At 59.6% G+C, this 13226-nt stretch carries 10 protein-coding genes; 3 read left to right on the forward strand and 7 right to left on the reverse strand.

Annotated elements, in window-relative coordinates; all coding sequences use genetic code 11:
- The first annotated feature begins 52 nt into the window (after window positions 1-52).
- Window positions 53-892, forward strand: a complete 840-nt coding sequence (locus OCW50_RS22315) for a hypothetical protein (protein ID WP_262298999.1) — start codon at window positions 53-55, stop codon at window positions 890-892.
- 291 nt (window positions 893-1183) lie between these two features.
- On the opposite strand, the gene OCW50_RS22320 is transcribed toward OCW50_RS22315, so the two are convergent.
- The 7 genes from OCW50_RS22320 to OCW50_RS22350 all read right to left on the reverse strand — a co-directional run bounded on the left by OCW50_RS22320 (window position 1184) and on the right by OCW50_RS22350 (window position 7370).
- Window positions 1184-2944 (reverse strand): DUF3631 domain-containing protein, encoded by a 1761-nt coding sequence (locus OCW50_RS22320; protein WP_262299000.1) that lies wholly within the window; start codon window positions 2942-2944, stop codon window positions 1184-1186.
- Window positions 2928-4463 (reverse strand): hypothetical protein, encoded by a 1536-nt coding sequence (locus OCW50_RS22325; RefSeq protein WP_262299001.1) that lies wholly within the window; start codon window positions 4461-4463, stop codon window positions 2928-2930. The genes OCW50_RS22320 and OCW50_RS22325 overlap by 17 nt, the downstream gene beginning before the upstream one ends.
- Window position 4464: 1 nt before the next feature.
- Entirely contained in the window at window positions 4465-4821 is a 357-nt protein-coding gene (locus OCW50_RS22330; protein WP_262299002.1) for a hypothetical protein, read from the reverse strand.
- Between the two features lie 121 nt (window positions 4822-4942).
- Window positions 4943-5167 (reverse strand): helix-turn-helix transcriptional regulator, encoded by a 225-nt coding sequence (locus OCW50_RS22335; RefSeq protein ID WP_262299003.1) that lies wholly within the window; start codon window positions 5165-5167, stop codon window positions 4943-4945.
- The gene (locus tag OCW50_RS22340; protein ID WP_262299004.1) at window positions 5164-5427 is read right to left on the reverse strand and encodes a helix-turn-helix domain-containing protein; all 264 of its coding nucleotides are present in this window, start codon (window positions 5425-5427) and stop codon (window positions 5164-5166) included. The genes OCW50_RS22335 and OCW50_RS22340 overlap by 4 nt, the downstream gene beginning before the upstream one ends.
- 63 nt (window positions 5428-5490) lie before the next feature.
- On the reverse strand, window positions 5491-6177 hold the full coding sequence (locus tag OCW50_RS22345) for a hypothetical protein (RefSeq protein ID WP_262299005.1): 687 nt from the start codon (window positions 6175-6177) through the stop codon (window positions 5491-5493).
- A complete protein-coding gene (locus OCW50_RS22350; protein WP_262299006.1) occupies window positions 6174-7370 on the reverse strand; it encodes a tyrosine-type recombinase/integrase in 1197 nt (398 codons plus the stop codon). The genes OCW50_RS22345 and OCW50_RS22350 overlap by 4 nt, the downstream gene beginning before the upstream one ends.
- 563 nt (window positions 7371-7933) lie before the next feature.
- Here OCW50_RS22350 and OCW50_RS22355 point away from each other — a divergent pair.
- Together OCW50_RS22355 and OCW50_RS22360 are read left to right on the forward strand one after the other, a co-directional pair.
- The gene (locus tag OCW50_RS22355; protein ID WP_262299007.1) at window positions 7934-11428 is read left to right on the forward strand and encodes an AAA domain-containing protein; all 3495 of its coding nucleotides are present in this window, start codon (window positions 7934-7936) and stop codon (window positions 11426-11428) included.
- 26 nt (window positions 11429-11454) lie between these two features.
- Window positions 11455-13215, forward strand: coding sequence for a phospholipase D-like domain-containing protein (locus OCW50_RS22360; RefSeq protein ID WP_262299008.1), 1761 nt, complete (start codon window positions 11455-11457; stop codon window positions 13213-13215).
- Window positions 13216-13226 lie beyond the last annotated feature (11 nt).

Here is a 13226-nt window from a genome sequence, read left to right on the forward strand (position 1 = left end):
CGACGCAGGCGAGACACAATAGGTCAGCAGGTCCTGCAGCAAGGGGGCAGCAATGGAGTGGACCTGGGTCTGGGTCGTGGGGCTGGCGCTCGGCGGATATGCCGCGTGGAGGTGGAGTACCAATGTGCGGGCCTTGCGGCGAGACGCGCAGACAGCACAGGATTGGCGAGTGGAGCGAGCATCGGCCCAGGACCGCGCCCTCGCACTTGCCGCTCTGCGGCGTGAACTAGCGAACGTTCTCATCCGCGAGGATCCTGACCGCTTCCTGCGGGTTGCCGAACGAGCACGGCAGACGGATCTCGACATTCAGAAGGCGGACAACGCCAACCGGCAGGCACGGCGGAAAGTGCTCACCGACCGGATCCCGTATTACACCGATTTCGACATTGTTGGCACCCACGACCACGTCCTGTACGCCGACGCTTTAAGCTGGCGTTCGTTTGAAGACATCGAGCAGCACTACCTCGCGATCGTCGAGTTCCACGCGCTGCAACATGCCATGGAGGAGCATTGGAAGGATCTTCCTGCCACAAGCGAACGCGCTCTGGAGCACCTGAGAGAGTATGTCAGAAAGATCAAGGACACGCGCTTCAAGCGGCGCATCATCGAGGCCGAGAAGGAATATTTTGCATACCGTCAAGGGCTCGACGAGGGATCTGGAACAACAATCCTCACGCGTGGGAGGGAGCGATACGAGACCCGGCAACTCGCCGTCCTTCCCGTGCCGCACGTTGCGGAAAGTCGCCTCGGCATCCATTTCAAGGACACCGACGAATACGGCATCTTCAGCGTCTTCTACGGCGACGACAAGACATTCTACAGCCAGTACCGCTCAAATGCGACTTTCGAAAAGGAAACCTATCTCGATACGCTCGGGTCGGTCGAGATCTGACCGCGCCTACCCCACTCGCGACAGGGCTTCCTTCAGCATCGAGGGACAGCGTGTACGATACGACGCACACACATCGATACACACAGATTACCCTTCAACTCCTGGAACACCTCGTTACACGTTACACGAGGCATAGAATCTTTTTTTATCAGTTAGTTACCGTGTAACGAAGTCATTTGATGCTGGTTTTGGTTTCGATCGCTTCGTTACACGGTAAGTCTTTGGAACCGCTTGATAAAAACCCCCATGTAACGTGTAACGAGTCGAAATGGGGTTGGGGGAAAACTCTATTCAATCCCCGATTCCGACTCTCCAGAAGAATGGCTCGACGGCAGGCGTGGCGATCCCCTGATCGCGGATCAGGCGCTTGAGCGCGGCAAACGGATAGGCCCGCACGGGTTGCCATGCCCGCGACGCGCCGGGGAAGCGCATCAGCCCAGCCTGTGCGATTCGGAACTCGGCCAGCACGCGTGCTACCCTGATCTGGATCGAACGCCCCTGGTCGTCGGGCGGCCTGCGCTCGAACGCATGATCGAACCACGGGCACAGCACATCCGGCTGCATGAGATGCCTGGCGATGTCGATGGTCGCCAGCAGGACCGGAGGCGACAGGCCCGGACGGCTCGCGCCCGGCGGCTCTCGGCCGAGGCCGAACCGGTCAAAGACATCGGGCGGCAGCGTCGGCACGCCATAGCGCGGATCGCGACCCTCCCTCGGATAACGCCGCTTCCCTTCGCGCCGCCACAGTTCACACCAACGCTTATACTCCCGAACCACCGCTATGCGCTGGTCCCGGATCATGACCGCGATTTCCATGAGCAGCGTCTCGTTCAGGGACGGACCCTTGGCATCACCCGCCAGCGCCAGACAGGTGGCCCGTGCCTCGGCCAGCCATTCCGGGCCGCCCAGGGCCGCAACCGCCAGGAGCGGCGCCCAGATCTGCCGCTCGCGCCCGTCGGCAAGGCCAGGCAGCAGGTCTGAGACATCGTCTCGCTCCAGGGCGGCGGTGATGTCGTCCTCCCAGGCCGCGATCTGCGGCGCAATCCGCTCGCGCTCTGCCGCGAGGCCCGTCGATGGGATCTGCCCCTTCGGCGGCGGGCTCCTGCGCAGATGGATGCGAACCGAGCGGCTCTCGACCGTGCGCCACGTCGCGCCGATGCCGCAGATCGCCGCCGGGGCGAAGGTGCGGTAGGTCTTTGGCTTCCAGCGCCCGTCCGGCAGTTGCACCTGCTTGATCATTTTCTTTCCGTGCTGGACGCCGGAGTTGAACAGGGTCTGCAGCTCGGGAGCCGACTTGACGAGACCGTCAGCCTCGTCGGCCAGGATGCAGGCTTGCTCCTCATGCACGAGATCGCGCAAAGCCGCCGCCGATCCGGCATCGACAATGAACGGCTTCTTGCACAGCACCGCCACCGTCTCCAGCAGCGTGGTCTTGCCCGAATTCATCGACCCGGCCCGGATGTTCAGCCGGCTATAATAGGCTGGTCCCCGGTCGCTGCCATGCCCTTGGAACGCCCATGTGCCGATCCCCCACAGAACGCAGGCCACGGCCTGAGGCCGGGACAGGGCAACGCGTTTCTGCACAAGACCGACGCCCATGGACAGCACCTCACCGAACGGACGCCGCTCCTCGAGCGCCACCGGCACCGGGGCTGGATAGTCGAACGGATCGAGGGGCTCCTCGTCGCACTCCGCGTACTTTCCCTTGGAGGTGAGCAGCCTGATCTCGGCCCCGATTTCCTTCGCATCGAAACCCGACTTCTTGGACGTGGCGTCGAGCAGCGCGACCGAGCCCAGGCCGACATGCCGCCTCGCTTCCACGATCCGCTTCAGCAGCGCCTTGACGGCCGCGACATCGCCCTTCGGCAGAGCCTGCGCCGCCAGGACAAGTTCGTCGGATTTCGCACTTGCGCCTGTATCCCGTCCGTTGCCGGAGTCGTTGCCGTTGTCCCCACGCCCGGTTCCCGGCTTGCCCCGCCCATGCGCCCGGGTGGTCGCCTTGTCGGATGTCCCGGACATCGCACCGTTCGTATCGTCAGCCTGTCGTTTCATGATGGGCCTCACCGAGGGATCGAGGGATCGTCGCGCGGCGGGCGAGCCTCTCGACGAGAGCGCGCGCATCGTCCGCACCGCAGCCGCTGGCGCAGGCCACATGCACGCAGGCGGTGCGGGGCAAGCCGCTCTTCAACGCGGTGAGCACGAGCCGATCTGCGATAGTCCGGGTGAGTGCGGCGGGCTTGGCGCGCACCGCCTGGAGCAGCGCGGCGAGACCGTGTCCGCCCTCGCGCACGGCCCGGGCATGGGCGCGACGAATGTCCTTGAGCGCCTTCAGTTGCACGTCGGACAGCGGGGGATCGACCATGAAGGTGCGTCCGCCATGCGCCTGACTGTGGATCACCAGCCCGCCATGGTCGCCCCGGTACACGATGGCCGTGGTGTGACCGTAAGCCTCGCCTTCCTCAGGGTCGAAGCCGATGGTGCCGTGCCAAGACGCCGGGTCCGCGAGCATCGTCCGGTAGCTGACGCCGCTGTGATCACCGGTCACGAAAACGTCGTCGGGGTCGAGGCAGATGACGCCGGTCTTCAGCGATGTGCGCGACAGCGCCTGCACCGTGCTGCGGGCCCTCCGGCGCGCTTCGCTCGAAGGCATGCCCGCCTGCCGGTGGCGCTCCTCCAGTTCGTCCGCATGCGCCGCCTGCACGGCCCGCCGCCGCTCGATCAGCTCCGGGTCGGATTCAAGCGCGTGCACTGCATCGCGGTAGCGCCGCTCGATGTGGTTTGCCTCGGCCCAGGCGGCAAGCTCGTCGGCGTCGAGCATTGTGCCAGCGACGAGACTGATCGGCCTTTCGCGCACGACGAGCGGCGCTTCGGCCATCGGCCTGCCCTCAAAAATCAGGCGCTCGGGACTCCCCACGCTCACATCGACCGCGCTGCGCTGCAAGAAGCTGCCCGCCTTCGACAAGTCGATACGGCCGTGGCCGAAGGCGAAGCAGGCCCGGTGCAGGAGCGTCAGCACCTCCTTCGTACGGCGCTGATCGTCGATGACGGCGTAAACGTGCTCTCCGGCCGAGGGCATGGTGAGCCCGGTGCCGGGGTGAATGATGCTCGCCGACATTGCCGCCCGCGTCAGGGAAGCCATGCCCCGCAGCGGCGAGCAGATGTCGGCAAGGCGCTCCATCGTGCCGGTGCCGCCGTCGTTGTCGATCAGCACGAGGCCGGGTCCGGCGGTGAACGTGAAATGCTGCAGCGAGCGCGCCAGGGTGCTTGAGGCGCTGTCGCCGGACATCCTGGCCAGACGCCCGAGGGTGGTGATCGGGGTGCGCCTGACGCCGTCGCGCATGACGCCGAGACCGATGGCTTGCAGGTGCGAGAGGCCGTCGAGGCGCTGGCCGAGGATCTCCAGCGCCCGCGTGCAGAACGGGCCGCATTCGATGAAGCGCCGCGTCGCCCATCCGTCGCTCATCTGCGCCGAGGCGCGCTTCTCGATGGTGCCGGTCGCCTCGTCGTAACGGTAGCTTTTCGAGAGCGGCGTGCTCGATTCGAACACGGTGAGGTAAAGCCTGCGCCCCATCTCACCGCTCGCTGATGATCAGAGGCTTTTGGGCCGCAAGCCCGTCGAAGGCTTCAGGGTGCTTGGCCAGCACGGCCGCGATGACGGCGTTCTCGAACGCCTGCCGGTCGGCGGGATCGGGAAAGTGCAGCACGGCGGCGTAAAGCACCTTGTCTTTATCGTCGCGCATGACCTTGTCGTCGGGACCGATCTGCGGCTTCGCGGGCAGGCCGATCCAGCGGCGCTCGCCGTGGGCCTGAATGGTGACGCCCCTGACCTGCAGGCCGAGGGGCTCGATGTGGATGTCGGCGAGACCGACGAGGTTATTCTTGCGCAGCGGCGTGAATGCGATGCAGCGCAGCGTGCATTCGGCGGCCATAACGGTCTCCCGTTTCGAGAGGGCCGTAGGTGACGAGACAGCAGCATCACGCTAGGATCGTCGGCGCGTGAGACGATCCTTGCCCGTCGCGGTGCTTCCCGGCCTGCGGCGGGTTTCGTTTTCAGGGTTGTCTGGGGACGGTCCCTTCCCAATGGCCGACCCGGCGCAGCCCGACCCGGACCGGCGGCGGCAGGTGACCCGAAGCCTCAAGTCGCATGACGGTTCTCTCGGAGATGCCGAGGCGCTCGGCCAGTTGCTTGCGGCTGATGAGGCGGGCGGGGGCATGCTGGTCGGCTGCGGATAATGATTGGGTCGGATGCACGGCATTCGGACGCGGCGCGGTCATGACTTCACCTCCACCGTCCGGTCGCTCAGCCTTAGGGACGTGCCGGGCGGCGCGCACAGAACCCGCGTGTTCGTGACCATCCAGTCGTCGATAGCCCCGAGGTCGTAGCGGATGATGCCGGGATCGAAATCGTAGGTGATACAGGGCGGCCCGATGCCCATGTCCCGCCAGGTCTTGAGGGTCGTGGGGGCCACGCCAAGGTAGCGCGCGGCCTGTGCCGGGGACAGCAGGTGGCGGAGTGGAAAATCGCCGAGGCGCATGATGGGTCTCCAGGGATGGAGCCCATCATGCTGACCGTCGTCCCAGGTGTTTAATACCCGCTGTTAAACACCCTGCCTTCGTGCCTGTGGCCCTTCTGGCATGCGGTTCCGGGCAGCCTCAAGGAGAGGCTCATAGCTGCGCGCCAGAAGTGACATCCTTTCCGGCATGGGAAGTGTGCTCGCGTGAGCGATGGCCTCCCGGATGAGCGACAGGATTTCTCGGTGTTCTCCATCACGCGGAGCCGCGTTTTGTCCTGTGCGGCCCATCCGCTTGCGCCAGTCCAGAAGCGTTTTTGCCTCCAGGTTCAGACTGACTCGTTGACGAATGTCAGCGCAGACCCGCGATGCGGCAGACCTATTGTTTTCCCCGAGTGCGACTCGAATTTCATAAGCCGCGACGAGACATGCCCGCATTCCCCAGACCCGATCCCCATCCTGAGGACGCGAGGCAGGCCGGGCGGCCGGGGTCACAATGGGATCGTTAATGCCAAGCTCGAGGCCGCGCAGGATACGGGCGAGATTGGCGAGGGGCACGAGGGCGGACGGGTCTTCCCCTATCTCGCGGAAGGCCGAAATCGCGGCATGTATTTGAGCGATCATGCCCGCCCGCGCGGATGCCACCGAGCTCGATAAGATACCGCCAAGCGTCAGCTTCGCGATGGCATCGGCGAAGGGGCCTTCAACATCCGGTGGAGGCGGTGCCCCCAGACGGGTGAACGCAGCCTTCGTATCGGGCGAGATCCGGCTCACGCGGCTTGCACCTGCCGTCCCGCACCGACCATCTCGCCGATGCGGGTTTCCCAGGCCACCAACGCCGCGCGCTTCTCGCGCATCCTCTCGTATTTGTCGTAGTGCGCCCCGTGGATGTCGGAGGGCGCGTGCGCCGCCACTGCGAGCCGGTCCTCGCGCGGGATGCCGAGGCTTGCCAGCCCGGTCAGGCAGCTTCTTCTTAAGTCGTGTGGGGTATAACTAAGCTTCTTGCGACGCAACGCCTGGGACAGGCTATGGCGGGCAAGCGTGGTGCGCGAGGCAAAGGCGGACGCGAACACGGCGTCGCTTCCGACGTTGCGGGCGATGCCCTCGCGCACCAGGGCGGCGGCCAGCGGGCACAGAGGCACGAGGTGGCTGCGTCTCGCTTTCGTGCGGCTCGCGGGAAGCTCGATGCGAGCGCGGGTCCCGTCATTGAGGTCGCATATTTCAGTTCGCACCAGCCCGGCTATCTCGCCCGGTCTCTGGCCGGTGAGCAGGATCAGGCGCAATGCCCCGGCAATGTTCGGGTCCATGCTGCCGTCCGGTCCGGTCATCGCCCAGAGATCACGGACCTCGTCCACGGTCAGCACGCGCTCGCGCGGGGTTTCCTTCGTTCTGGCCCGAACGCCTGCGGCGGGATTGGCCGGGATAAGTCCTGTCTCCACGGCCCAGTTGAATAGGGTGACGAGCACGGAGCGGGTGCGGTTGGCCGAGACCGGCGCGGTCGCGCGGATCGCCTCCAGCAGTGCAACGACATCGGACCGGACAATGGATTCGGCCGAGCGGCCCGCCCAAGCGCTCCTGGCGCGCTTGAGATAGCCCAGGTCGTTCTTCCAACTGGCCTTGCCGGGCATCGCATGGCCGGTGAGATAGGCGTCGGCCAGGGCATCGAAACTCATCGCTCCCTTGGCCTTGCGACGGATCGCCTGCGGGTTCTGGCCGTCCGCGACGGAACCATTCAGCGCCTTGGCCCGCTGCCTCGCCTCGGCGAGGGTGACAGCCTTCAGGCTGCCGAGGGTCAGGCGCTCGGGCTTACCGCCGCGTGGCCGATAGCGCAATGACCACGAGCCATGGCCAGTGGCGGTCAATCTCAAGGTCAAGCCGGGCGTCCGGCTGTCGGTATAGTCGGCACGTCCTGAAGCGGGCGGTTTGAGCTTGGCGATGACGGCTTCGGAAAGGGCGATCTTGGGCATGGGAGAAGGGTCGGGCTTCAGGGTCGGACAGGGACGGCACGGGAGCGGTCCGGGGACGCGCTGGGGACACGAAACGCTGTCCTCGTGCGTCGCCCTGTGTCATGACAGTAGCCGACAAACCCTTATGCAACAAGGGTTCCTGTCGCTCCCAGTCAGGCGCTGTCAGCCCGGTTGGCATGTCTGGGGGACTAGGGGTCGGAGGTTCAAATCCTCTCGCTCCGACCATTAAACCCTTCGAGAAGAATGGGTTTCGGTGAAAGGCCGCTCTGGGTACAGACAGGCTTCCATCGGCAGTGAAGAGCCGGAACCGGTATTAGTCCGTACCGAAGCACCCACGAATTCACCCACGCTTCCATATAACCCTATCCTTCAGACGTTGGATTCGGGCCGATGGCATCGGCTGGTAGAATATCGACTTTGTATCTGTGGGGCAGAAGCCGGGGCATCGTGCTCGGTCTTTAGCTCCAGAAGCCATAGGAACAGAGCGACAAGCTTAGCCAGCTTGCACTTCTCTCGTCCAAACCGTTATCCTAGACTTGAAGAACAAGCGCTCAGGAAGACGCATGGCCGAAGAGCTTATAGGGGAACGATACAGGCTGATCCGAAAGGTGCTCTCAGGCGATCCTGTTCGGGGTCTTCCCGATCTGTGGCAAGCACAAGACGCTGGTGACCTCTACTACATCAAACTCTGGCGACGGCGCGGAGAAGAGCGGGCGGATCTTCGAGCGCTATGGAACCGCGAGGTACGAGGATTAATGCGGCTTCAGGGTTATCCTGGCGCTGGTGAACTCTTCGTCAAGCTCCGCGATCTTGGTACTAGTGCCAAGCACTTCTATGCCGTTCTCGACGGCGGCAGGAGAATGCTGCTTTCTGAAATTCTACAAAACCGCAGCAAACACCCATGGCTACAAAATCTAGGAGAAGTAGGTCGAAGGCGCATGCTCTGGGAGGGCTTATTAAGGCTCTCTGAAGCTCTATCGATCCTTCATGATGAAGGTACGTTACACCGTTCAATCTCTCCTGCGTCTGTTTTTGTAGGTCCAGACGGACAGGGTGACTTCAGATTAAGTGGCTTCGAATGGTCCCTGCGGCTGGCCGGAAGGGAAGGGGCGGCCTCTAAGGTTGCTAATCGGAATTTCCTGCAGGCTCCTGAACTTGACCAAGGCGAAGGAGAATACTCTACAGGAACAGACTGGTTCGATTTTGGACTCCTGACAGCAGAGATCTTTGGCGTCTCCATTAAAAGCCTGAAAAAGCGTCCAGCAGTTCGTGTCGCGGTGTCAAGCCTTACGCATCTTAGAGAGGCTGAGAGAGCATTCATTCTCCAGCTTCTTGAAGAGAACCCAGACGAAAGGCTATCCAACTCCGACGCCGTAACGCAGAGCGTCCGCAACATACTTCGAGAGCTTAACATTACGACTGCTGGAGCTACTCGAGAGTTGGTGCTGGCGATCCGTCTAACTCCCGAACTAGAGCTGCAGCGGATTGTTGAGGCAGCCTCAGGAAAAACTGCCCCTGCTGATAAGCCTATTCAGCAAAGAGATTGGATCGCTAATGACCTTCGAGGTGATGTTCGAGTTACCGCTCGCCTCACGCCGTATCCTCATTTCGTTGTCAAGGGAGAAATGCTTGAGTATCGAGTTCGCCAGTGGACTGCAGATAGTTTGACAACCTGGGATATCGGATTTTGCGAGTCAGTTGAAGTAGTGCCGCGAACCACCGCAGATGATCAGCACTTTAGCACAGGTCTGCGAAAAATTAATGTTCAGCTTTACCCTCACGTGCGAAAGAACCAGCGAACCATCAGGGATCGTAGTGCGCAATGGGACAAGATCTTCACTTTTAGAACAGAGCGGAGAAGGTTGCCAGCAGAACTCAGAGATGTGCATGATTTCTTTCGAATAACCCAACAGCTTGAAACTGTACTTACGGCAGCTCAGATTTGCCCGGTCAATGTCATTGAGGTGCATCGTTCAAGTAGCGACACAACAATTGATCTATCTCCTTTCGACGAGATCGAACGGAACGAGTTGGCCCGTCATCTTGGCCTTCAATCTCCGGCTGAACAATTGCGCGACTGGTTCGATTTGGGAGCGGAGACTGTTACGGCTGACGATGACGATGATCCAAAGCGTGATCGCTACGCATTGCTGGATCGCCGGACAATCGGGAATGAGAACAGCTCTGTCTCATGGCGCTTTGTCGGTGCCTCGCCTCATCCTAAAGGCCTTCGCTATCATTTCCGCGCCCAGGGTAGTGTTCCCGTTCGACAGGGAAAGCTCTACCTTGCTCGCAATCACGGCGGCACGCTCGCACAGATAAGGCGGCGCCATAAGGCGATCGAGGATATGCGTTCCCATGAGGGTCTGCTTCGTATGCTGGCCGATCCTCGCGCTGTAAGTCGCCATGGAAGCGATACTTTGCCTCCAGCCGCTGCCAATATCAAGCTAGACAGATCGAAGCTGGAGGCTTTGGAGCGTCTGTGGCTAGTCGAACCATCGTTTGCCATACAGGGACCACCCGGAACTGGGAAAACCACATTAATCAAAGCGTTCGGTGACCGCCTGTTCAATGCAGATCAAAGCGCGCAAATACTTATTACTGCTCACTCGCATCATACGGTGGACGACGTCCGAACTAAACTTTCTGAGCTTTTCCAAGATCAAGATGAGCGGAGCCGTCCTATTCTCCTTCGGCTGGGCAGTCGCGAGCCGACGGAACACGACATCGAGCCTGTCACAGCGACAATTCTTCGCCGCCTGAGCCAGAGCGAGCTCATGAAGCAAGCGCCAGAATTTCTTAAGGCCCGCATGGAAGCGGTTCTGCCTGAGATTGAACTGCGCAGTGACAATGAGAATGTCGATCTGAGGACAATGAGGCTTCTGGTTCAAGATGCGGCCAATGTAACCTTTGCTACGTCCAACTCGGCTGAATTGGCGGATCTTGCAACCAGAGGGCGGCGATTTGACTGGTCAATTATTGAGGAAGCAGGAAAAGCTCATGGCTTCGATATGGCTGTCGCACTCCAAGAAAGCCATCGCTTGCTCCTCATAGGCGATCACCGTCAGCTACCACCGTTCAACGCGAGGCTGTTTAAAGACCTACTAGGAGACCCGCTTCGGGTTCGAAAAGCCATCCAAACTGGTGTCCAGTTTGCTCCAGGCCTTATAGACGCGTCTTTGGTAGATGAAGATGATGAGCGCGATTCATTCGAGAATCGCTGCAGTCGCTGGCGTGAGATGGTGGCATTGTTTGGAAACATCTTTGAAAACAGCTTTAGGGGCAAAGATCATCCTGCGCCCGCTGCTACCTTAACTGACCAGCACCGCATGCACCCCGATATAGCTGACCTTGTCGGGAAGGTATTTTATCCGGATGGACAAGGAGGCACGATTCTAAACTCACCGGATGAAACGCACGAAAGATTTGCTAAGGAACCCCCTTTCAAGTTCGTGGAGGGAGCATGGCTTCCGGCACAGCGTATAGTCTGGTGCGATGTTCCTTGGGTTCAAAAGAAAGAATTTGCTGAGGGAGAGGTGGACGGATTGTTTGTTTCCGAGAAGGAGGCACAGGTAGTCATTGCCGTGTTAGAGCAACTTGCGCCTCGTGACGGAGTGCCCTGTGAGACTCAGATACTGTCTCCGTATAACGATCAACTGCAAGCAATTCACAGTGCAGTTGACAAGGCATATCAGGGGGGGCGTCTGAAGGCCCTATTTGCAGAGCCCTTTGATATCATGAAAGGCAAGCGACTTGGGGCTACAGTTGACGAGTTCCAAGGGAGTGAGGCTGACATTGTAATCGTCAGTCTGGTTCGAAACAATGCTCTTGTTCCATGGAAAAGCGTGGGGTTTCTGAAAGAAGCAAATCGAATGAACGTTCTTCTAAGCCGAGCCCGCCATAAGCTTATTATTGTGGGAAGTTGGGACTTCTTTGCTTCAAGATGTGATGAGCACACTTCGTCCGACGACGAGTACGCGTACATTGGTACAATGATGAAGTGTATGAAAGAAGCACAGGCTGCTGGTCACCTTGTAAGAGTGGTTAGCCCCTCGTGAAAATAATATATTTGCCACTGTATCGAATGGCCGTGAGTTACACGGTCAGCGTTGGACGCCGCTGGAGCCTTTTGGAGCAGTTGCTTCTGGTGGAGCTCGCCACGTCGCGACGGTCTATGCCTGAGCTGACACAACTGACCGGTATGCCAGATCGATTAATTGTCGAAGCTTTGATCAACCTCCTGCGCGCAAACTGGGTTGAGGTTAGGTCGACTGAGGCCGGAGTGTTCTTCTCGGCTACTGGCGCGGGTAAGCGTCGCGCTGCAGATGAAATCTTGCCAGCTGAGTTGCAACAGGAGGTAAGATGGATTTCCTTGTGCATGGATCGATTGACCGGCTCATGGTTTCGCGCTGACGAACTGGAGTTGGTCTATGAGAAAGATCTTCCCGAACACGCCGAAGTTATCGAACCGAGGATCCATACGTATGATCCGAACGATGGAAGCGTGCGCGAGTTGTTTTACCTGAACATGGATGAAAGTTTGGAACCAACGGTTCCGAATTTTAGGACGCCCTCGAAGCCTTATGCTCGCGTCGAAGTGGCGTTTGACAAAGTGGAGGCTGGACTCCCAGATTATGCTCCGCTCCGACTTCAACAAGCAATCATAGAAGCTTCCACCAACATCCAAGATGTAAGGTTAGGCTTAACCTCCAAGGCTAAGCAGCTAGGGTCAAGCCCGCTGCGAGACACATTGTCCAGTGACGATATCATCGTCGGCGGATCAGAGCATTTTGGACTTATCCAGGAGTGCTTCGAACGAGCAAAAACCCACCTAATTCTCCACTCCTGCTTTGTAAGTCCGCACACGGTACGGAAACTCTTGCCGGATATCGAGAGGGCGGCCCGGCGGAAGGTGCGTGTCGACTTGTTATGGGGGCTACATTCAGACCCCGAAGATCCTATGAGCCGCCGGCCTATCGCTGAGGCCGAAAAGGTTTTGAATGAACTTCCAGCAAGTCTGCGCCCGCGAGTTCAGTTGTCTCCAATCTCGTCGGGTTCCCACGCGAAAATCGTGCTTTATGACGAAAGAAGCACGGGGACGTGGGTAAGTATCATCGGCAGTTGCAACTTTCTATCGTCTGATTTCGACTGGATAGAGGCATCCATTCGATCTCGAAGTCAGCGGTTAGCAGTACAGCTGCTTGGGAAACTAATTGCATCGCAGCTTCCGGCTGTAGGTAGCTGGTCCCCAGTTGCTCGGCGGCTGAACAGCCTGTGGTCGCGGCTACGTCAACAAGCACAAGATATACCGGAGAATGGAATTCACGAGATTAGATTGCTTGCGGATCAAGACCACTATGCCTGTATAACCCATGCGCGAGATGTTGCAGCCGAGAACATCGTGATTGGTTGCGATCTCTATGGCCTAGCGGCTGAAACATCCGTACTTGTGCCAATGGAACGTGCTGCTGAAACAGGCCGTAAGGTGTCTCTATTCTATAACCGGGCAAGCAAGCTTCTCACGCAAGAGGGACGAACTCCGGATCCGGTAGCAATTCAGAAGCGAGGAATGATGATCGAATCCGTTCCAGAGTTTCACGCAAAGTTTCTGCTCTGGGATGAGCAGGCAATGGCGATAACAAGCTTTAATTGGATGTCGACAGTTGTGCAGGGAGGGCGAACCAAGGGAGCTGAACTAGGCCTCTTGGTTGAAGGTCCTGAGCTTAGAACGATTTTCGCTGAGAAGCTGGCTCTTTCGTCAGGTGGGAAAGTAGATATTCGTCCGAAGAAACATGAACCGGAGACTGATCTTTCCTGGATTAACCTTGTCTCGGAGAATCGATAAAATACTATAAT

Origin of the sequence: Microvirga sesbaniae, from assembly GCF_025460805.1 — a bacterium.
Classification (GTDB): domain Bacteria; phylum Pseudomonadota; class Alphaproteobacteria; order Rhizobiales; family Beijerinckiaceae; genus Microvirga; species Microvirga sesbaniae.